This is a genomic window from Campylobacter sp. 7477a, from assembly GCF_014892335.1.
GTDB lineage: Bacteria > Campylobacterota > Campylobacteria > Campylobacterales > Campylobacteraceae > Campylobacter_A > Campylobacter_A californiensis.
This window is the reverse complement of the sequence record NZ_JADBJH010000001.1, coordinates 82,991-105,337: the sequence shown is the minus strand read 5'-3', so window position 1 is coordinate 105,337 and position 22,347 is coordinate 82,991. Positions and strand designations below refer to the sequence as shown.

Genomic DNA, 22,347 nt, shown 5'->3' with positions numbered 1-22,347 from the left:
CTACTTAATCCTTCCGGGTTGTTTCGCTCTATTAATTAGATACTGTCCGTATTGATTTTTCTTTAAAGGTTCTGCTAGCTCAAGAAGTTTTTCTTTTGAGATATATCCCATCTCATAAGCTATTTCTTCTAGGCACGCTACTTTAAGTGACTGTCTATTCTCAATGGTTTGTATAAACTGACTAGCTTCTAGTAGGCTCTCATGAGTGCCTGTATCTAGCCACGCATATCCACGCCCCATAAGCTCGACTTTTAGCCTGTTTTCTTTTAAATAAATTTCATTTAAAGTTGTTATCTCAAGCTCTCCGCGCTCTGATGGTTTTACATCTTTTACTTTTTTTACCACATCATTTGGATAAAAATACAACCCAACAACAGCATAGTTTGATTTTGGATTTTTTGGTTTTTCTTCTATGGATACCACATTACCATCTGCATCAAACTCAGCCACACCGTATCTTTCAGGGTCTCTTACATAGTAGCCAAATACAGTTGCATTATTTTCTTTTACATTAGCCACTGACTGTGCTAGTAACTTTGTAAAACCATGTCCATAAAATATATTATCACCAAGAACCAAACATGCATCATCGCCGTCAAGGAATTTTTCACCTAAGATAAATGCTTGAGCCAGACCGTCTGGACTTGGCTGGATAATATAATTTAATTTAAGTCCAAGATCAGAGCCATCTCCGAGTAAATTTTTAAAAGCAGCTTGATCGTTTGGTGTGGTAATAATAAGTATCTCTGTGATACCTGCTAGCATTAAAACAGATAATGGATAATAAATCATAGGCTTATCATATATGGGCATGAGTTGTTTGCTAACACCCTTTGTTAGAGGATAGAGTCTAGTGCCGCTACCGCCTGCTAGGATTATGCCTTTCATTGTTTTCCTTTAAAATTGTCCAGCTCATAAAGCTTTGCCTCTTTCATAAATGCATAAAATGCATTGATATTTGCCGTAATAAAGCCTTTTTTGCCATCATAAAATGAACGTCTTAAAAAGTATGACTTAAAAAACGTAAGTGGGTATATAAAAAGTAGTTTTAAAAATGAACTTTTATTTTTTTTGCCGGCTTTTTGTTCGGCTCTTAGTGTTGAATAATTATTGTTTTTCATTACTAATTCATGTATAAATTTATCACTAAAATGATGTATCGTTCCTTTTGAACGTTTTATTTTTGTATCAAAAATTTCAACCTGAGCATGAACACCCATATTTGTATATCTAGCATTTTCTTTTTTAAAAAATCTTATATGTGTATTTTTACGTACTTTGTCATGGCAAATCTTACCTAGACTATACTCGTGAAACGGTATATCAAGAGCGCCATACTCATCTTGCTTCATCAGCTCAACGATCTCTCTTTTAAGCTCTGGAGTTACCTCTTCATCAGCGTCAATATTTAGTACCCATTTATTTGTGCATTGCGCTAGCGCGTAAGCCTTTTGTATGCCTTCGCCCTCCCATTTTTTATATATAACTTTATCTGTGTACTCTTTTGCGATTTGCACTGTTTCATCAGAGCTACCACTATCTACAACAACTATCTCATCAAAGTCTTTAACGGCTTCTAAGGCTCTTCTTATATGCCTTTGCTCGTTCATACATATCATATAAACCGAAGCTTTTATCATAGTTTGTTCCTTACTTTATGAAATTTTAGCCAAAAGTCAAAAAAGCTCTCGGTGCCAAGAATTCCTATGCGTTTTATGGTAAATTTATCATCTTTTGATTTAAATAAACCACGTTTTACTATAACGGCATTTTTATATCCCACATCCTTTGTTAGGCAAACTATATCGTCGTTGTATTTGCCGTATGGATAGGCAAATGCCTTGCACTCTTTTTTGCTTAAATTTTCTACTGCTTTTTTTGAGTTTATTAGCTCATCTTTTACGCTTTCTAAACTTGCGCGTTCTAAATTTAGATGAGACATCGTATGTGAGCCAAACTCGACCAGATCACCCATCTTTAAAATTTCATCTTCGTTTAACATACACGATACATATTTTGTATTTTTCTCTTCCCAGTGATTTGTTTTTTGGTTTGGCACTAGATAAATGGTTGCTTTAAAGCCATATTTTTTAAGTACAGGATATGCGTTTGTAAAGTTATCAGCGTATCCATCGTCAAATGTTATACAAACAGCTTTTTTTGGAAGCTTGCTAAAATCGCAAAGCTCACTTATAGTATAGCTTTTAAAGCCATTTTTGGCTAACCACGCCATCTGTTTTTCAAAGTCTTTGGGTTTTACACGCCATTTATCAAATTTATCACCCTTGTGCTCCTCTATGCTATGATACATAAGCACTCTAGCATGAGCAAGGCTCTCACTTTTTCTCCACCAGTTGTATCGAAGTGATATCACAATGGCTAAAAATGCTATAAAAATATAAAACCATATCATCCTATTTCCTCATCAATCGCTTTTATAAAATTTTCAAATTCGATCTTTGTTTTTTCATATAAAAAGATAAATTTATTATATCCATTTTGTGCAAGTGATTCTCTTTTGTCTCTATTTTCTATCAGTTCTTTAATGCTTTTTGCTAAAATTTCCGGTGAATTTTCGCACATCATGATTTCATTATCATCAAAAAATTCATAAATAGCCTTTGAGTGCATCGTGATAAGTGGTTTTTTACAAGCTAAGGCTTGATATGCCTTGTTTGGCACTACGCTTTTTGCTTTGTTTGAGCTACCAAAAACACCAAGAAGTATGTCACTACTGCGTATTATCTTAGCTAAATCATTTTCAGCTATAAACTCACCATCCATCTTCACTTGTTTAAGATTAAGCCTATCAAAAAGCTTTTTATACTCTTTATATGTCTGCCCACTACCTACTATCTTGCCGTCAAACTGCACTCCATCTTTTTCTAGGATACTAAACGCATGAAGTATCACATCTATGCCATGAAGTGGTATAAAAGATCCATAAAAAAGCACCTTTATTTTTTCATTTTTTATATCATTTTGTATTGGATAATATATGTTTTTATCAGCAAGAACAGGCAAAACAAGGTGTTTGCCGTTAAATTTTCCAAACAAACTTTGCCAGTATAAAAAGTGCTCGTTTGTATCCGAAAGTAGATATTTTGAGAATTTAAAATTTATATAGTCTTGTAAAAATTTTATCCAAGCACGAGGATTTAGCTTGCCTATCTTTTTTCTGTCATACACATAGGTGTCATAGTTTGAGATAAAAAAGTCGTTTATTATCCTATCTCTTTTAAAGAAATTTTTTAAAAAAACATTTTTTGAAAAAGGCATTAGTATGTAAATTTCATTTTTAATCTTAACATCTTTAACTAAGTCCTTTATGATGTTAAAACGAGAGTAATCCTTCTCTTTACGCTGTAGAAATTTTAAACTATTCATTATCTTTCTTTGTAATTAAACCATAATAATTATCAAGCAAAACAAATAAAGTAATGGCAAATATCATAAAAAATGCTGTGCGACTACCAGATAGTATATAGGATGAATTTAAGAAAGAAAACGCATAAAGTACGCTAAAAGTACTTATAAACATAAAGGCGCCTTTTTTGTAAATTCTCAAAAATACACCTACTAAAAGCGTAATCCCAAAGCAAAATCCTATAAGTCCTTGCTCGGCTAATATATCCATCCATGGACTATGCGAGTGATGAACCGTCAAGTTTTTTTCTTTATTTATCTCATAGCTTTCAAATTCATCTTTATAATAATCAAACTGTCTGTCTCTAAAATTTTTAAACCCAACGCCTAAGATTGGATTATCTTTAAACATTTCAAACGATGTCTTCCATATGGCTATCCTATAGTGCTTCTGGCTCTCAAATGGATTTGATAATGTAGTTAGTCTATCTTGCAATTTATCATTTGTTAAAACCATGGCGCTTATACACAAAATAAGTATTCCAAGTGCTGCAAATGCATACTTTCTATATGGACTAACCCAAGCTATTACCGGTATAAATACAGCAAGTATGATAAGAGGACCTCTAGAACCGCTTGCTGGCATGGATATCAAAAGTGCAAAAAGTGCTAGTGAATATAAAACGTAGTGTGATTTTAAACGATCTTTTAAAGAAAGCATCGCGCCAAATATGCCTACAAAAAGCGGAAGTATATAAGAGTAATCCCTGGAGTCGCTGTAAAACAGATCCGACACCCTGCCGTCTTTTATAGCAGTACCAAACATATTGTAGCCTATTGCTATTTGAAGTAGTGCGTTAAATGCTATAAGTAGTACTATGATTGCCACAAATTTAAAGAAATTTTCAAGCTTTTCTTTTGTGCTCAGGCTTTCTTTTATAGCCAAATATAAAAGCACCCACAAAAACACCTTGCTAGCAGAGTTTACAGCACCTGCTTTATTTACAGCCCATAGTGCGGTTAGACACATATATCCACACCAAATAGATAAAAATATAAAAATCTTATCCTTAAACAAGCAAAAAGAACGTGTTTTTATGATATGTATCAAAAATAAAACTACTATTAGCCCACCAACCACATTAAAGCTTTTTCCAATAAAAAAACTAACAACCAGAAGACACATTAGCCAAGTCATAATATTTTCATAAGTTATTTTTTGTATCATAAAAATCCTTGTAAATTTTAATTGTCTCTTTTGTCATATTTTCTAGATTAAATTTCTCTTTTATGTAATTAAATCCATCAAATTTAAGCTCGCGCGCTAAGAGTATCTTTTTAGAAAGCTCCGCTTCATCTAGTGGCTCAAAAAAGTAGCCATTTTCTCCATCTTTTATGATGTCTTTCACACCGCCGTGATTACTAGCTACTACCGGGGTGTTAAGAGCGATGGCTTCAGCCACACTTCTACCAAAGCTTTCGGGTTTTAAGGTCGCACTCACCACCACATCACTTAGTTTGTAAATTTTAGCTACTTCACTAATACTACCTAAAAATTTTACATTTTTATCAAGTCCAAGCTCTTTAGTTAGCGCCTTAAGTTTGTTAAAGTATTCCTCTTTTTTGGGATGTGCTCCACCAGCTACTATGAGGCAGACACTGCTAAAATTTTGCTTTAGCAAAGCGGTCGCTTTTAAGATAGTCTCGATATTTTTTATCTGAGTTATGCGTCCAACAACACTTATAACAAGCTCGCTTTCTATATTAAACTTATCTCTTAAAGTTCTCTTATCGGCTAAATTTTTAGGATCAAAGCTGGTAAGATCAACACCGCGAAAAACAACCGATATTTTATCATTTTGCACATTAAAATGTTTTATAATATGCTCTTTTACGGCGTTGCTTACGCATATTATCTTATCGGCATCTGTCATTATCTTACTGTAAAAATTTGGTGTATTTATACCGTGAACTGTGCTTACTATATTTAGATTTAGCCCGATTTTAGCAAATTTTAAAAGCCAAGCAGGCACACGAGATCTTACATGCACGATATCAGGCTCTATCTCTTTTAAAATTTTTCTAAGCTTTAAAACTCGTTGGATCATAGTGAGCAAATTTTTACTATAAACATCAGCCGTTATGTGCGTTACGCCGTTTTTTTCTATCTCGCTTACCAGCTTTCCGCCACCGCTTATCACGTATGATTTTATGTTATATTTGTTAAATTCGCGTGTTATCTCAACTACACCACGCTCCACTCCGCCCTCATTTAGCTCAGGTAAAAGCTGAACTACTTTCATATATTTATCTCTTTTAAAATTTTAGCTAAATTTATCTTTTCGGTTTTGGCAAACACCTCGTTTTTTTGATAAATTTCAACCAGTTTTTTATCTTTTAAATTTTGTATGAAATCATCAAATTTATTATGCTCGTCTTTTCTCTCAAGCTCCAGTATGACTACATTTGCGTTAAGGTTACACACGGCTTCGCTTATCATGGATACGGAGTCGATGGTGATAAATACGTATTTGCAGTGTTTTAAAAAGTCATATATTGGATTTATCTTGTCTTCAAGATAGCTTACAAAAAAGTTAAAATTTTCTTTTTTTAGCACGCATTCTATCTCTTTTGGAGTTCGCGGAGATGTTGTAATAAGCGCTTCATGGTCACTAAATTTAGCCCTTATCTCTTTTATGGTTTTTACTATCTCTTCACTCATGACAAAGCTTTTGTTGCTACCGCCGATGATAAAACCTATCGCCTTTTTTTGCGGGGTGTAGTAGTTTGTTGGCTTTAGATAGTTTAAATTTACAGGCAATATGGTCGCATTTTTGGCATGAAAATTATCATGATGTGTGCAAAATACAATATCAAAGTCATTTCTAAAACCTTTTGGAGCCATTAGTGCTACGTTTTTTGCTTTAAATTTTCTTGCAAAATATTTATTAGCATAATACGTCGTAGAGCCAGCCGAAACAACTATATCAAAATTTTGAAATTTCAAACTGCCATAGTTAAAAATAGGCAGATATATACGCAAAAAATCAAGCAAATAACTTAAAAATTTAAGCCATTTATATGAGAATTTGATACGCAGGATCTCAAATTTATATCCTTTGAGTTCGCAAAACGCCACACTTTGGCTTTCATGTCCGGCTCTTGCATCGCTAATGATAAGAGCACTCACATTTTCCACCTATTATGCATCCAAAACCACTGTGCAGGATCAAGCCTCACAACCTCTTCAAATATATCGTTTATTTGTTGCGTTATAAATTTAGTATCATGCTCACTATCGCCGTTTAAACCGCTTTCATCAAAATTTTTAACGATAATCTCATATCGTCCATCATCTTTTCTTATTGCAAAGATCGGTATTATAACTGGATTAAATTTTAATTTAAGCTGTGCGATAGCTTTTGACGTTAAGCACTCTCTTCCAAAAAAGGTTGACGGAATGGAATTTATGGCTCCTGGTTTTTGGTCTATCAAAATCCCTGCATGGTATCCTTTTTTAAGAAATTTTACCATTTTTATCATTGCGTTATCTTTTGTGGCTAGGGCGTTACCAAATTTAGTGCGAGATGGCGTTGTGATATTTTTTTCTATAAGTAAGTTATTGCCTTCTCTGCCCACAACAACTAGTTTGTAGCCGTTAAAACCAAAATAATGCGCCAAAGCTTCCCAGTTGCCAAAATGAGCCGTTGTGAACAAAACCGGGCGATTGCCGTTATCGCAAAGGCGGTTTACGGTTTCTATCGCCTCTTTGCCGTTTATGATAAGCTCGTCAAGCGTTTTTTTGTCATTATATAGTAAGAGGCTCTCGCAAAGTGTTTTACTAAGGCTTGTGAAGTTATTTTTAGCTATATTTTCTATCTCTTTTTGTGTTAAATTTGTATAGGCAAGACGTAAATTTTTAATGGCTAGTTTCCGTCTTGATCCAAGTGTGTAATATAATAATACGGCAATAAATTTAAAAAATTTATATGAAAAAGAAATAGGGCAAATTTTAGAAATTTTTATAACCAATACAGCCAAGAAATACTCAAATTTTTCTCTCAAAATTCACCTTTATTTAAATTTTTATAGATTATATCAAAAAATGTTTTTAAGCTTTTTTAAAATATTTTACAAAGATAAAATATACTGCAAAGAGTAGGGATACTACAAACAAAAGCCATAATGTTATCTCTTTTAACTTGGCTGATATCAACTCCTCATTTTGACCCAGAAAGTAGCCAACCCAAAGTAGTATACCAACCCAAATCCCAGCACCCAACGTAGTAAATAAACTAAATTTTAAAACATTCATTTTAGTAAGTCCTGCCGGCAAGCTGATGTATTGGCGGATCCCTGGGATCAAACGGCAGTTAAATGTCGAAATTTCACCGTGTTTGTTAAAAAAGTTTTCGAATTTTTGCATTTTTTTATCTGTGATACCAACAAATTTACCGTATTTTTGAATGAGTGGACGACCAAAAAAGTAGGACAAATAATAATTAAAAATAGCTCCGGCTAATGAACCAAGAGTTCCTGCCATAAATGCCAAAGTTAGGCTCATCTCGCCCTTATGTGCTAAGTATCCGGCAGGAACCATGACTACTTCGCTTGGAAACGGGAAAAACGAACTTTCTAAAAACATCATAAAAAATATCCCGGTATATCCCCACTGGCTAACAACCGAGACGATAAAATTTATAACACCACTTAACAAGGCAGGCCTTTTAAAAATTTAAAGCCTTAATTATAGTTAAATCACCCTTTTAAAGCATTTAAAATTTCAAGCACAAGCTCATAAAAGATGATTGTGGCAAAAACGGCAAAAACGAGTGAACAAATTCCGTCTAAAAGACGTTGTTTTTTAAGAAAGGCTTCACGTGCTTTAGGCAAAGAAAACAATTTGCCCAAGAGTATGAAGCTAAGAACGCTTTGTATTGATATAACCGCAACTAAAAGTATGATGTGGTAGACATTGCCTGACTTATCGATAAATCTTGAAAATATGCTCACAAAGTATAAAATGGCTTTAGGGTTTGATAAATTTGTTAAAAATCCCACGATAAAAAAGTGTTTTGCGCTTAAATTTTTATCTTTATTTTCCTTAACATTGACATTTGAGCTATTTTTTGAAGAACGATAAAGCAAAAAACTAAGGTAAAAAAGATAGCAGACGCTAAAGAGCATGAGTGCTATTTGCAAAGGTGGAAATAAAACAAATAGTGTTTTTAGACCAAAGGCTGTAAGCATGATCCAGATGATTATCCCGGCTCCAACTCCAAGACAGGCAAAAATGCTTTGTCTAAATCCATAAGCAAGTGATGTTCTAAGGATGAGAAAAATGTCTGGCCCAGGTACTATAAGGGCTAAAAAATGTGTCGCCATAAGGGCTAAAAGTACATAAATTTCCATGATATTCTTTCAAAAGAGCAGGGCATATGCCCTGCGTGTTAAAACGACGGTATAACCGCTCCTTTGTAGCGATTGATAATAAATTCTTTTACCTCGGGACTTAGTATGGCTTTGTTTAGAGCCTTGATCTTTGGTAGGTTTTCATTACCATCTTTTACTGCTACAAAATTTGTATAAGGACTATCTTTTCCTTCAAGCAAAAGTGCGTCTTGCGTTGGCTTTAGACCTACGTCAAGTGCGTAGTTTATGTTGATAAAAGCTATCGTCACATCGTCAAGTGCGCGAGGTGTTTGAGCTGACTCCATCTCTTTAAATTTTAGATTTTTTGGATTTTCTACTATGTCAAGCGGAGATTTGTATTCGCTATTGTTTGCTTTTATAATCCCTGCCTTTTCTAATAAATTTATCGATCTAGTCGAGTCTGCAGAGTTGTTTGATATAGCTACGATATCGCCGTTTTTAAGCTCGTCAAGGCTTTTTATCTTCTTTGAGTAAATTCCCATAGGCTCTACGTGAACGCCGGCAGTTGGGACAATATGTGTTTTATTGTCTTTATTAAAGGCTTTCATGTAAGGAAGACCCTGGAAGTAATTTGCGTCAAGATCGCCTTGCTCGGTTGCTAAATTTGGTATAACATAGTCGTTAAATACCTTGATCTCAAGCTTATAGCCCTCTTTTGCCAAAAGCGGAGCTACGACCTCTTCAAGAATTTCCGCATGAGGAACAGGAGTTGCGCCGATTATTATTGTTTTTGCATCTCCTGCTGCATTTAGGCTAAGCGCTAAAGAGATAGATGCAAGTGGTAGTAGTAGTTTTGAAATTTTCATTATTTTTCCTTTATTTTATTTTGTTTTTTGGCATTAAAACGCCGGTATAACTTCACCTTTATAGCGATCAAGTATGAAATTTTTAACCTCTTGTGTCGTGATAGCGGCGTTTAACGCCTTTATCTTATCGTTATTTTCATTTCCTGCGCGAGTAACTAAGATATTTGCATAAGGACTATCGCTATCTTCAAGCAAAAGCGCATCTTTTGATACACTAAGACCTATATCAAGGATGAAATTTGTGCTAATAGCGGCCAGATCAACCTCGTCTAGAGTGCGTGGAATTTGCGCTCCTTCGAGTTCAAGAAATTTTAAATTCTTAGGATTTTTAACTATATCATGCGGAGTTGCAAGGCTGATATTTGGCGCAAGTTCGATAAGCTTTGCTTTTTCAAGTATCTTAAGTGCGCGGTTGGTATTACTTGGGTCATGTGCGATGGTTATGGTCGCTCCGTCTTTTAGCTCGTTTATGTTTTTTATCTTCTTAGAGTAAAAGCCAAGCGGTTCAACATGAACGGCTACGGTCTTAACAAGCGTGAGTCCGCGGTTTTTATTTTGCTCTTCAAGATATGGCAGATGCTGAAAGAAATTTGCGTCTAGATCACCGTTTTGAGTTGCGATATTTGGTATAGAGTAGTCGTTTATCTCTTGGATGACCAGCTCATACCCTTGTGCTTTTAAATTTGGCTTTATAAACTCTAAAATTTCAGCGTGAGGAACGGGAGAAACTCCGACTATGATCTTTTTATCACCACTTGCACCGTATAAATTTAGTGCGAGTATGGTTGTGCTTATTATGGTTAAAATTTTCATTACATTTCCTTTTAGATTATGCATGATACGCTGCATTGATAAATTTAGACTTAAATTTACCGACTTTAGGACAAAAGGTTAAAGGCCTTTGCTCTTTGTGGCATTAAGGAAGCTTTTGGCTTCCTTAATGGCGCTATTAAAACGCTGGAAGTATAGCTCCTTCGTATTTTTTCTCGATGAAAGCTTTTACTTCAGGTGTTGTTATAGCTTTGTTTAGAGCTTGTATTTTTTTACTTTGCTCATTGCCTACTTTTACGACTACGTAGTTTACGTAAGGGCTCTCTTTACTTTCAAGGGCAAGAGCGTCTTTTGTAGGGTTTAGGCTAGCATTCAAAGCATAGTTCGTATTAATAACTGCTATCGTAACATCATCTAGTGTGCGAGGTGTTTGAGCCGACTCCATCTCTTTAAATTTTAGATTTTTTGGATTTTGGGTTATATCAAGAGGTGTTTTTAGTGGATTGTCATTTAGCCTTATAAGACCTGCGGTGGCCAAAACATCAAGAGCACGACTCTCGTTTGTTGGGTCGTTTGGTATAGCTACGATATCTCCGTTTTTGATCTCGTTGATGTTTTTTATCTTTTTAGAGTAAACACCCATTGGCTCAAGGTGAACACCTACGGTATGCGTAAGTTTTGTTCCTTTGTTTTTGTTAAATTCTTCAAGATAAGGCAGGTGTTGGAAGAAATTTGCATCCAAATCGCCGTCGTCAGTTGCGATATTTGGTATAGAGTAATCGTTAAATTCTTTTATTTCAAGCTCATAGCCATCTTTTGCAAGGATAGGTTTTATAACCTCAAGGATCTCAGCGTGTGGAACAGGCGTTGCGCCGACTACGATTTTTTCAGCTGCGTTTGCTGATACAAGCAGGCTTAAAGCAACTAATGAAGAAGCAAGTATTTTTGTCATTTTTTATCCTTTTTAAAAATTTGCTAACACTCAAAAAGGATAAGCGGATAGTAGAAGGCTTAAATTTCTTTTTAAATGTTTAGCGAACTAAGCACTTAAAAAGAAATTTGTGCTTAGTATTTGTCTTTCGACACCTTAGTTTCTATCAAGCGACACATTTCGCACATATCTGATTTCATGATATATCCTTTCTCTTTTTAAAATTAAATTGGCGAATTGTAAGAAAAGTTTCTTTAAAATAAGTTTAAAATCTTTAAAATTTAGGTCAATTGATAAAAAATACTGAAATTTTAAAGAAAAAGATAAAAATTTATAGTAAAAATGCTTTTGTTTGTTATGATGTATTAATTAATGAAATTTAATGAATAAATTAAATTTTTATATGATAAAAAGTAGCCGATTTGGCTACTTTTTTGTGATCTTATATAGATAGTTGCCTAAAATTTGAACGATTTGCACCATGATTATTAAGATAACTACGGTGTAAAACATTATATCAGGGCGAAATCTCTGATATCCGTAATTTATCGCAACTGCTCCAAGACCGCCACCACCGACAGCTCCAGCCATCGCTGAAAAGCCGATATTTACGATAAGAGTTAATGTAAATGCAGATATGATACCTGGAAGTGCCTCGACAAACATTATCCTAAAAATGATCTGAAAATTTGAAGCACCAAAGCTTTTTGCTGCTTCTATTATGCCGCGATCAACCTCTTTTAAAGAGTTTTCAATAAGCCTAGCCACAAAAGGAGCAGCTCCGATGGTAAGTGGAACGATCGCAGCAGTAGTGCCTATGCTTGTACCAACTATCATTTTTGTGATAGGAAATAGTACGATGATGAGGATGATAAACGGAAAGCTTCTTAGGATATTTACACAAATATCAAGTATAAAGTAGACTTTAGAATTTGGTTTTAGGCCGTCTTTATCAGAGATGATGAGTAGAACGGCAGGGATAATGCCTATGACAAATGCTAAAAATGTAGAAACAAGGCTCATGTAAACGGTTTCGTTTATAGCAGGGAGTAAAATTCTGTTAAACACATCAGTAAATTTTGAAAAATCAATGCCAAACATTACGCCACCTCCCATAAAACGCCACTTTTAGATATATAATCAAGCACTTTTTCTTTGTCTTCTTCTTCGATGTTTATTACCAAATTTCCAAGAACATGGTCGTTTAGCTTTTCTAATTTGCCCCAAACGATGTTAAAATCAACATTTAGCGTCCTCGCCATATGTGTTATGATGCTGTGTTGGGCGACTTCTTTTGGAAAATACAAGCGAATATTTATGCCACTTTCTGGCAAAATTTCCTCTTCGCCAAGAAATTCTTTCATTTTTAAGTCGGGTTTTAAGAATAACTCCTCGATACTGCCGCAGCCTATTATCTTTCCATGTTCTAGCAGTAACGCACGAGAGGCGACACTTTTTACGACTTCCATTTCATGAGTAACCAAAACTACGCTTATACCAAGCTCTTTGTTGATACGTGTTAAAAGCTCCAAAACACCTTTGGTTGTATTTGGATCAAGCGCAGAAGTCGCTTCATCGCTTAATAAAATTTTTGGCTCCAAGGCTAATGCTCTTGCTATGGCGACGCGTTGTTTTTGACCGCCGCTTAGCTCGTTTGGATATGATTTTAATTTATTTTCAAGGCCAACAAGGCTTAAAAGCTCATTTACTTTTTTGTTTATGTATGCGCCGTCAAACCCCCAAAATCTAAGTGGAGTTGCTACATTTTCAAAGACAGTTTTGCGGTTCATTAGTGCGAAGTGTTGAAATATCATCCCGATATCTTTTCTAAAACGCCTTAACTCATCGCCTTTAATCTGGCTTATCTCTTTGCCAAACACCTTTAGGCTTCCTTCTTGATAGTCCTCAAGTCCGTTTATACAGCGAAGCAGGGTTGATTTACCGGCGCCACTGTGTCCGACTATGGCAAAAATTTCGCCACTTTCTATCTGCAAACTTACATCGTTGATGGTTAATGTGTCGCCGTAATATTTCTTTAAATTTTTAATTTCAATCACTAAAATTCCTTTTTTGGCAAAACCAGTCATTTAAAACTGTTTGCTTATAAAATTTCTTTTCTTAGCTCTTCTGTGCTTTTTGGTGATATTAATGCCGGAGCTATGTCAAAAACTGTGTATGCACCGCTCTCGCCCTTTGCATTTAAGCGGTAAGCCGCACGTGCGTAAGCCACTAAAACACTAGCCGTAAATTCCGGGTTGGAGTCTAGTTTTAGCGAAAATTCGATTAGGTGTTTACTTTCGTCGTTTTCACCTGTTTTACCACTTCTTAGCACAAAACCACCGTGCTGGATACCGCCGTGTTCGCGTTTAAGTGTTTCTAGGTCGACAAAATGCACGCTTGTGTTATAGTCGGCAAAGTAGTTTGGCATAGTTTTTATCTCGTTTTCAATACGAGCTTTATCAGCACTGTCTTCTACTACCACATAGCATTCTCTTAGGTGTTTTTCACGTGTAGAAAGTTTAGGATTTTCACCATTTCGGACACTATTTAATGCGCTCTCTATCGGCACTGTATACTGTCTAGCATCCACTACGCCTTTTACACGGCGTATGGCGTCAGAGTGTCCTTGACTAACACCTTTACCCCAAAATGTATAACTCTCGCCATTTTCTAACACACTCTCACTATAAAGGCGATTTAGTGAAAACAGACCCGGATCCCAGCCTACGGCTATCACGCCTACTTTTTTACTTTTTTTAGCCTCAGCATCAACTGCTGCAAAGTGTTCTGGAATTTTAGCGTGCGTGTCAAAGCTATCAACGACGTTGAAATTTTTAACAAACTCAGGAGTTTGTGTAGGCAGGTCAGTAGCACTTCCTCCACAAAGTATTAGCACGTCAAACTCGCCCTTGTGTGATAAAATTTCATCCATTTTAAATACAGGCGCACCGCAAGTTTTTACGCTGCTTGGCTCACGACGGCTAAATACCGCCGTCATCTCTATATCTTTTGTGTTTCTTGTTGCTAGTTCAACGCCACGACCTAAATTTCCATATCCCAAAACTGCTATTTTTATCTTACTCATATTTTTCCTTGTTAAATTTATCTGTTTTTTGTGTTTTAAAATCTATAAATTTCAAGGCACGCGTTCAAGTCGCCATGTCCTAACACAAAAACCAAAAAATTTCACCTATTACGCTCCAAAATTTGCTAGCTCGCCAACTACTTTTTCAAGCTGTGCTTTTGCATTTTCTAGCCCTTCGCGGTTAGTTTTGATGACTTCAGCCGGTGCATTTGCTACAAATTTCTCATTTCCTAGCATATTTTCTAGCTTTGCTACCTCTTTTTCTAGCTTGTTTTTCTGCCCCATTAGACGCTTTACTATCTCACTAGTATCGATGCCTGATAGTGGTACAAACACGCTTAAATTTTCGCTAACATCAACGGCAGAGTTTGCCACTTTCTCAGTGCAAATCTCTATCTCCTCGCATTTTGCCAGAAGTCTTACGTAGTGCATCACAGCACTCATATCCTCATCCACCATCATATAAGCCTTGGCTATCTTTGAGCTACCAAGATCAACAGTCGCTTTTGCACGGCGTATGCTTACTATGGCTTCTATAACTAGTGCAAATTTACGCTCGATATCCATATCACGCTCATTTACCTTTGGATACGCCTCGACCATTATAGAGTTTGTATCCTCTAAATTTGTACCACTTAGCTCGTGGAAAAGATACTCAGAGATAAACGGCATAAACGGACTCATCGCCCTCATCGCCTCTTTAAATATCGCCCCAAGCTCTGCCACACTATCCTTATCACCCTTGCTTAACTCGATACCCCAGTCGCAAAACTCATCCCATAAAAATTTATAAAGCGCATTTGCCGCATCGTTAAAGCGGTACGCTTCGACGTTTTCACGCACGACTGCCACACACTCGTTAAAGCGACTTAGCATATATCTGCCTAGCTCGGTTTTTACCTCTATTTCACTTAAATTTTCAAATTTTGGTGCGTTTAGAAGCAGGTACTTACTCGCGTTATAAAGCTTGTTTGTGAAGTTTCTAACTAGCACCATTTTCTCTTCACTTAAGCGTATATCGCGACCCTGCACCGCTAAAAGCGTAAGCGTAAAACGTAAAATATCAGCCGAATACTCATCTATCTTATCAAGCGGGTCGATGATATTTCCACTACTTTTGCTCATCTTTTTGCCATCTTTATCTTTTACCAACGCGTGCAGGTAGATATCTTTAAACGGTATCTCGCCAAGTGCGTTTTCACTCTGAAACATCATCCTAGCAACCCAGAAAAATAGTATATCAAAGCCTGTTATAAGCATAGTGTTTGGATAAAATTCTTTTAAGTCGTTTTCAAACCATTTCTCATTTTTAAGCTCGTCGCCGTTACCCCAGCCAAGTGTTGAGATAGGCCACAAACCACTACTAAACCACGTATCTAGTACGTCAGGGTCTTGCGTGAAGATCTTACTACCACACTTTGGACAGCACTCAGGCGTATCGCTCTCATCCGCCCACTCATGCCCACACTCGCAGTAAAATACAGGAATCTGATGTCCCCACCAAAGCTGACGGCTGATACACCAGTCTTTTAGCTCTCTCATCCATGCATTAAAGCTATTTATCCAGTGTGACGGATAAAACTCCGCCGCGCCCTCGTTTACCTTTTTTATCGCCTCGTCCGCTATCTCGCTTTTTACAAACCACTGTTTTGAGATATACGGCTCGACCACGTTTTTACAACGATAGCAGTAGCCCACTTGGTTTTCGTAGTCTTCGATTTTCTCTACATTTCCTATCTTTTCAAGCTCAGCCATCACTATATCACGCGCCTCAAGTCGCTCAAGACCTTTAAATTTATCGCAGTAGTCGTTCAAAATCCCTTGCTCGTCAAATATCGTGATAAACTCTAAGTTATGGCGTTTGCCTACTTCATAGTCGTTCACGTCGTGTGCAGGAGTTACTTTGACCACGCCCGTTCCAAACTCCATATCAACGTGCTCGTCCGCGATGATAGAAATTTCACGGTTTATGATAGGAAGCACGACTGTTTTACCTATTAAATTTTTATAACGTTCATCATTTGGATTTACCATAACAGCCGTGTCACCAAAGTATGTCTCAGGTCTGGTGGTCGCCACGATAACAAATTCTTTACTTTCTTTTAGAAAATATCTTAGGTGGTAAAGCTTGCCCTTATTTTCCTTATGCTCAACCTCTACATCACTTAGCGCGCCATCATGGGTGCACCAGTTTACCATGTAGTTACCGCGTATGATAAGACCTTTTTCATATAAATTTACAAATGCCTTCTTTACAGCCTTTTTAAGCCCCTCATCCATAGTAAAGCGCTCTCTACTCCACGCAGGAGTGATACCAAGACGGCGCATCTGATAGACTATCTGACCGCCACTTTTTTCCTTCCACTCCCATACTTTATTTACAAATTTTTTGCGTCCCAAGTCCTCTTTTTTTGTTCCTTGTGCTAAAAGCTGTTTTTCTACCACGTTTTGAGTAGCGATACCAGCGTGATCAAGCCCTGGTTGCCATAGTGTTTTGTAACCGTCCATACGCTTATAACGAGTCATAATATCTTGAAGTGTAAAAGTAAGCGAGTGTCCGATATGAAGCACTCCAGTGACGTTTGGTGGTGGCATCATTATGCAGAAATTTTTGCCATCTTCTTGGATAGACTTGTTGCCATCTATCTCAAAATATCCGCGCTCTTCGCAAATCTTATAAAATTTCTCTTCTATCTCTTTTGCATTGTAAAAATCAGCCACTTTTTTATCCTTAATTATTATTTAAAAAATGCTCGATTTTATCAAAAACTTGTTTAAATTTTGCTTTTTAAGGGGCTAAAGAAGATAGAGTAAGGTGAGCTAGTCACCCTTTTGTTTTACTTTATAATAAAGCTCTTTGTAGCTAAATCATAGTCATTTTGTGCTTCGTTATACATGTTTTTGCCTATGACAGCAGGCAGAGAGCATTTACCTTTTAAAACAACTCGGTAAGGTGTATAGATAATTGCATTTTCACCGCCTTTTAATTCGAAAAAGCTCAAAACTCTATCGTCCTTTATGAGCTGATGTGATAAATTTATGCTATTTGTTACGGCTTCATCTCTTGTAAAATTTGCTAAATTTTCATTTATGGGCTCAAAACATGTGCTAGTTATCTCGTTTAAAGCACCCACAAGGTCTGCCTTGGATAAAATTTCAACTTTTGAGTAAACTATATCGTTGAGTTTAAGTGAATTTAGCGATATTTCTTTACCATCATTTGTGACAAAAGTCCTGTAAATATCAAGCTCTTTTTTCTCTTTTGTATGCTTTATCTGCAGAGGCGTATAGGCACTTGAACTGATTGTTATAAACAAATCGCCGGTTGCTTCTACTTCAAATTCGCCATTTTTTGTGTTTAAATTTATTGTTTGATTTGCGTTAAATTCTTCAACTTTGCCGTCGTATTTTACTTTAAATTTCACATCTTTATCATCTTTTAAATCTGCAAAATAAGCATTTAACGCACGAAGCATAAACGCCCTTTCTTGTGTTGAGCGAGCGCTGTTTGTTTTTGTTAGTAGCTCTTTTGCAAGATTATCTGAAAATGTATTTTTCTCAAAATTTGTAGCGTGCAGATATAGTATAAATGCCTTGTCTCTTAAATTTGAGCTAAAGCCTATGCTCTCATTTTCTGTCTTAACTACATCTAAATTTTTAAGTACCACCAAAGCTTCGTTTTTGTATCCAACCGCTTGTAGTATCGAAGCCATTAGGTATTTGCTAAGAGTGGTTTTTGTGTAATTTTTAGTGTCGTAAATTTGATTTATCTCGCTCATGCTGGCTTTTGAATTTTTACTTAAAACATACATCGCATAAAGTGCGTTATCACCGTTTGTGTGGTGCTTTAGTCCATTGATCGCTTGTTTTTTGATATTTTCATCCACGTTAAAACCAGCTTTGCTAAGCTCAAAAAGCACATCGGCAGTGTATATAGAAGCAAAGCTATCAACCGCTCCTAGCTCACTCCAGTATCCAAATTCGCCATTTTTATTTTGCATTTTACTTAGTTCTTTTATGGCGCTATTTATAAACCTAACTCTATCTTTTTCTTCGGTTTCGTCTGCGCTTTTTGCATGAAGTAGGGCCAAAAGGCGACTTGAGCGTTGTTCGGAACATCCATATGGATAAGAGATTAAATTTTTTGACATTGCCGCAAGTAGACCGTAAATAGAACTTGAAGCATCAATTGCTATGTCTGTATAGCCGTTTGCGAGCTTGAATTTTCGTGATTTATGCACACTAAAGCTTTTTGCGTAAGTGCTTTTTGGTTGGGCATTTATGATGGTAATGTTGTTTAAATTTACAAAGGTGTTATTTGCTTCGTCTGTAGCTGTTGTCTCAAATTTAGCATCAGCAACATCTTTTGCTTTTATATTAAAATTCAAAGCTATATTTTCAAAAGGTTGTAGATTTACAGATGTTTGACTTAAATTTATATCCAGGTTGTGGCTGTGACTTGAGCTTAAATTTAGAGTTTTTTTATTTTCCGTAGTGTTGAGGATACGCAAAATCCCCTCTATCTCATCGCCGTTTATCATATAACTAAGCTTTGTGGGTTTTAAAACTACATCGTCTTTAACCTCTAAAACAGCACTGGTGCTTGACATCTTTAGTTTGCTTGAACTTATAACATCTATACGGATGGCCGAGTTAAAGTCGCTAGGTGTTTTAAACATGTAAACCGCAGTTCCATTCTCGTCAGCTTTAAGCTTTGTAGCTTCATAAAATGTTTTTATGTTTTTAGTATCTACAGGACTTTCGTATTTTGCCATTTTGGCAGCCATTAGCATATTAGCGCTATCTCCGCCAAAATTTAGCGTTTTTGCATTTAGCTTGTAGCCTGTTAGTCTATCGTAAAAATCATAGTCAAAAACGCCGTCGCTAACAACTTTATCAAAAAATTGAAGCGGATTTGGGGACGGTTGTGAAGTGATGTTAAGTATACCAAGATCTGCTAGAAATAACGCTATATCGGCATTTGGTTCGGTTTTTATCTCGATCTTAACGTCCTTGTTTGTAAATGAGCTTTTTGGGCCATTTAACAAAAGTTGTATGTTTCTATCGCTTTTATCGGCGTTTGCATAGACTTTCGCATGTGTTCTAAACGGTGTACTTCCCTCATCTGCTAGTCGGTAGATGTTCGCACTTACATATAAACCGGTAAAATCAAAATCAAGTTTAAATTTAACGTTTGCCGAGTTGTTTTTTATCCTTGCAAGCTTATATGCTTTTACGTTTCCGCTTTCTACCGTAACAAGCGCTAGTCCTTCTTTTATGACCGAACTTATATCTGCGCTTAGCTCATCGCCTTTTTTGTAGCTTTTTGCATTTAGTTTTATCTGCGCTTTTGAAAGCTCTTTTGTTGGCATTAAAGTTGAGTATGTATAGCCGCTGACATCAATGTCTATGCTAGTGCTTGCTTTGCTTATGATGTCAGTTACTACGACTGTATAGTTGCCGCTTTGAGCAAAGGCGTATTCTAAAGCGCTATTTTCTTGTGTGAATGTAGCTATGGTTTCTAGGCTTTCAAACCATCTTAGCTCGTTAAATGCGTCGGTTGTATAGTTCCAAATTCGTCTTTTTATCTCAAATTTTAGATTTGGCTTAACTTCTTTCATATTTTTTGTATCAAGCACTACGGTTTTGAAATTTACCTTTTCTTCAGGCTCGACAAAATTTTTGTTTGCATAAATTCCAACTAAATTTTGCTTCGTAAAGATAGTTATTAACTTACTTGCGCTTACATTTTGCCCATCGTCGTTTATGTTAAAATTTATTATGCCGTTTGCTATGCTTTGGGTTTGGACGCTGTCGTTTATATCGATGACAAAAGACTCCTTGCTTGTGCCGTTTTCATCGAGTTTAACAGGCTTATAAAAGCCATCTAAGGCTAAATTTTTAACAGTGTCGTCTTTAAATTTATAGTCTTTGTATTGTTCGTTTTTGTATTCTAAGTCAACAAAATCAATCTCCAAACTACCGTTTAAAAAGCTTGCCTTATTTCCAAATAAATATGAGCTTGACAATAAAATTTTGCCTAGCTCCTGGGCATGAAATTTATCTTTTGCAAGAGTTATTTCATTTTTTATACGAGTTGGAGTAAAGCTTTCAACGTAAAATGGCTCTTTTGATAAAATTTTACCGGCATAAATAACGCTAAAAGTAAACCTGCCACTAAGCTCGCTTGATATACTTTCGTTAAAGTCAAAAGCACCTACTTCATTTGTTTGATAGGTTAAATTTGCTATCTCTTTGTTTTGCGGATCGGTTATTTTGACTTTAACAGGCATGTTTGAGATCGGAGTAAAATTTCTATCTCTTAGATAGCTTACACCTTTTATGCTTTCATCTGGTCTTATTAAATTTGATGCAAAGTGTGTAAATGCGTCGATAGTTTGGTTGCCGTCTTTTAGCGAATACGCAGCGTCTTTGTTTATATGTCCGTCTTCATTTATAATCAAGAAATTTTGCTCTTTTGCAAGGCTTACGACAACCGAGCCTACATCTTTATAAATGTCTTTTTTGCTAAATTTAAAAACACCTTCGTCATTTGTTGCACCTATCGTGATCTCGTCGTTTTTCTTGCTGTAAATTTTAACATTTGCATTAGCTAGCATTATGTTTTCACCAAGTCTGTTGGCAAATACGAAAATTTCATCCTTGCTAAGTTTTGCATTTACTGCTATATCACTTAGATAGACTACTTTTGAGGTGTGTTTATCTTTGTCGTAGTATAAATTCACACGATAAATTCCATCTGTAACTCCGGTAAAGTCAAGTTTGATTTTATGTGATGAAAACTCGTTTAAAACCCCGCCTAGTTCGTAGTTTTTAGAAGCTATCTCGCTTACAAATTCGTCTATGTCGTTTGGTTGTGGTTTGAAATTTAAAAAATATCTATAATTTTGATCGCTAAGTTTTTCTATAACTACTTTAAGGTTGCTTACATTTACACTTCTTATGCCGATCTCTCCGACGCTTGATATATACGGCTTATCGTTTATAAATTCTGCAAAAGGTGCTAAATTTGGCATTTTAACGATATAAGTACTATCGTCTCTTACTACATTCCAGTTATCGCCAAAACCTTTTTTGATAGTTATTTCGTATTCGTTAAGGGCTTTAAATTCATCACTTACGATATCAAAATAATAATAAAAATCCTCACCTATCTCATCCGTTTTGTTTTCGTCTATGACATATCCGATATTTGTTATTTGAAAATTTTTGACGCCTTTTATTTCGATAAATTTATTAAAATTTCTATCATTATAAAGCCAGTCTTTTAGATAAATTCTAGCTGCTAGTTTTCCGTTATTTAGGCTTTGAGGATAGAGTTTGTCTATCGTTAAAGTTTTTGCTTTTTCATTTTCTACTACGATATTTTCTTCATTTAATGGTTTTAAGTAAGTTATATTAAGGTCGGCTCCCAAAGTCGCGTTAAATTCGCTACTAAAGTCTTTAGGAAGGTTAAAAGCGGGGTTACTTTGAGCTTTGTCTAAAGCTATAACAAAAGCCTTTTCAAATGAATTTTGTATACTAAAGTTGTTGTCGTTTATGGTTAGCTTTTGTTTTAGCTCATTGGCGCTGACTTTGTCGTTAAATTTTAATACAAATTTATAATCTGAAATTTTGTCTATGCTTTTTAATTCAAAATTTGGAGTGCTAAAGTTTATCTTGCTGTTTTGCATTTTGCAGGTATGTTTTTTGCCTGCGTGAAGGTCTTTGGTGTAAAGGATGATACTTTTTGTTTTGTATTCTATAGTTGCGTTTATTTCAGGCACGCAAGTTAAAATTTTATCATCGCTTGTTGTTCCTACGAGTTTTTCATCTATAGTTTCATTTACGCCAAATTCTATCGAAAACGGCGTTTGTGTGATATTTTGATCAAAAGTTAATGCGCTTAAATTTATAGTTGTAAAAAGTATCAAAAGCGCTTTTGAAAGATTCAT

At 35.8% G+C, this 22,347-nt stretch carries 18 protein-coding genes; all 18 read right to left on the bottom strand.

What is annotated here, in order from left to right:
* Entirely contained in the window at positions 1-888 is an 888-nt protein-coding gene (gene rfbA / locus CCAL5182_RS00515; protein WP_170000148.1) for a glucose-1-phosphate thymidylyltransferase RfbA, read from the bottom strand.
* Complete coding sequence (locus CCAL5182_RS00510) at positions 885-1,640, bottom strand: glycosyltransferase family 2 protein (protein WP_170000147.1); 756 nt, start codon at positions 1,638-1,640, stop codon at positions 885-887. The genes rfbA and CCAL5182_RS00510 overlap by 4 nt, the downstream gene beginning before the upstream one ends.
* On the bottom strand, positions 1,637-2,413 hold the full coding sequence (locus CCAL5182_RS00505) for a polysaccharide deacetylase family protein (protein ID WP_336609983.1): 777 nt from the start codon (positions 2,411-2,413) through the stop codon (positions 1,637-1,639). Before CCAL5182_RS00505 ends, CCAL5182_RS00510 begins: the two co-directional genes overlap by 4 nt.
* On the bottom strand, positions 2,410-3,387 hold the full coding sequence (locus CCAL5182_RS00500) for a glycosyltransferase (protein WP_336609982.1): 978 nt from the start codon (positions 3,385-3,387) through the stop codon (positions 2,410-2,412). Before CCAL5182_RS00500 ends, CCAL5182_RS00505 begins: the two co-directional genes overlap by 4 nt.
* The gene (locus CCAL5182_RS00495) at positions 3,380-4,594 is read right to left on the bottom strand and encodes an O-antigen ligase family protein (RefSeq protein WP_336609981.1); all 1,215 of its coding nucleotides are present in this window, start codon (positions 4,592-4,594) and stop codon (positions 3,380-3,382) included. The genes CCAL5182_RS00500 and CCAL5182_RS00495 overlap by 8 nt, the downstream gene beginning before the upstream one ends.
* Positions 4,572-5,669 carry a glycosyltransferase family 4 protein gene (locus tag CCAL5182_RS00490; protein WP_336609980.1) on the bottom strand — a complete coding sequence of 366 codons (1,098 nt, stop codon included), beginning with the start codon at positions 5,667-5,669 and terminating at the stop codon, positions 4,572-4,574. Before CCAL5182_RS00490 ends, CCAL5182_RS00495 begins: the two co-directional genes overlap by 23 nt.
* The gene (locus CCAL5182_RS00485; RefSeq protein ID WP_336609979.1) at positions 5,666-6,556 is read right to left on the bottom strand and encodes an ELM1/GtrOC1 family putative glycosyltransferase; all 891 of its coding nucleotides are present in this window, start codon (positions 6,554-6,556) and stop codon (positions 5,666-5,668) included. The genes CCAL5182_RS00490 and CCAL5182_RS00485 overlap by 4 nt, the downstream gene beginning before the upstream one ends.
* The gene (locus CCAL5182_RS00480; protein ID WP_169936002.1) at positions 6,553-7,431 is read right to left on the bottom strand and encodes a lysophospholipid acyltransferase family protein; all 879 of its coding nucleotides are present in this window, start codon (positions 7,429-7,431) and stop codon (positions 6,553-6,555) included. The genes CCAL5182_RS00485 and CCAL5182_RS00480 overlap by 4 nt, the downstream gene beginning before the upstream one ends.
* Before the next feature lie 46 nt (positions 7,432-7,477).
* Positions 7,478-8,083: a DedA family protein gene (locus CCAL5182_RS00475; RefSeq protein WP_336609978.1), complete on the bottom strand. Its 606-nt coding sequence runs from the start codon at positions 8,081-8,083 to the stop codon at positions 7,478-7,480.
* 41 nt (positions 8,084-8,124) lie between these two features.
* Complete coding sequence (locus tag CCAL5182_RS00470; protein WP_169935998.1) at positions 8,125-8,778, bottom strand: LysE family translocator; 654 nt, start codon at positions 8,776-8,778, stop codon at positions 8,125-8,127.
* Between the two features lie 38 nt (positions 8,779-8,816).
* Positions 8,817-9,605, bottom strand: a complete 789-nt coding sequence (locus CCAL5182_RS00465) for a MetQ/NlpA family ABC transporter substrate-binding protein (protein ID WP_170000140.1) — start codon at positions 9,603-9,605, stop codon at positions 8,817-8,819.
* Between the two features lie 33 nt (positions 9,606-9,638).
* Complete coding sequence (locus CCAL5182_RS00460; protein ID WP_336609977.1) at positions 9,639-10,418, bottom strand: MetQ/NlpA family ABC transporter substrate-binding protein; 780 nt, start codon at positions 10,416-10,418, stop codon at positions 9,639-9,641.
* Between the two features lie 136 nt (positions 10,419-10,554).
* The gene (locus CCAL5182_RS00455; protein WP_336609976.1) at positions 10,555-11,328 is read right to left on the bottom strand and encodes a MetQ/NlpA family ABC transporter substrate-binding protein; all 774 of its coding nucleotides are present in this window, start codon (positions 11,326-11,328) and stop codon (positions 10,555-10,557) included.
* Between the two features lie 405 nt (positions 11,329-11,733).
* Positions 11,734-12,408 carry a methionine ABC transporter permease gene (locus tag CCAL5182_RS00450; RefSeq protein WP_336609975.1) on the bottom strand — a complete coding sequence of 225 codons (675 nt, stop codon included), beginning with the start codon at positions 12,406-12,408 and terminating at the stop codon, positions 11,734-11,736.
* Positions 12,408-13,364 (bottom strand): methionine ABC transporter ATP-binding protein, encoded by a 957-nt coding sequence (locus tag CCAL5182_RS00445; RefSeq protein WP_169935981.1) that lies wholly within the window; start codon positions 13,362-13,364, stop codon positions 12,408-12,410. Before CCAL5182_RS00445 ends, CCAL5182_RS00450 begins: the two co-directional genes overlap by 1 nt.
* Before the next feature lie 44 nt (positions 13,365-13,408).
* A complete protein-coding gene (locus CCAL5182_RS00440) occupies positions 13,409-14,392 on the bottom strand; it encodes a diaminopimelate dehydrogenase (protein WP_169971748.1) in 984 nt (327 codons plus the stop codon).
* 108 nt (positions 14,393-14,500) lie between these two features.
* Positions 14,501-17,113 (bottom strand): valine--tRNA ligase, encoded by a 2,613-nt coding sequence (locus tag CCAL5182_RS00435; protein WP_336609974.1) that lies wholly within the window; start codon positions 17,111-17,113, stop codon positions 14,501-14,503.
* A gap of 116 nt (positions 17,114-17,229) precedes the next feature.
* Entirely contained in the window at positions 17,230-22,347 is a 5,118-nt protein-coding gene (locus CCAL5182_RS00430; protein WP_336609973.1) for an alpha-2-macroglobulin family protein, read from the bottom strand.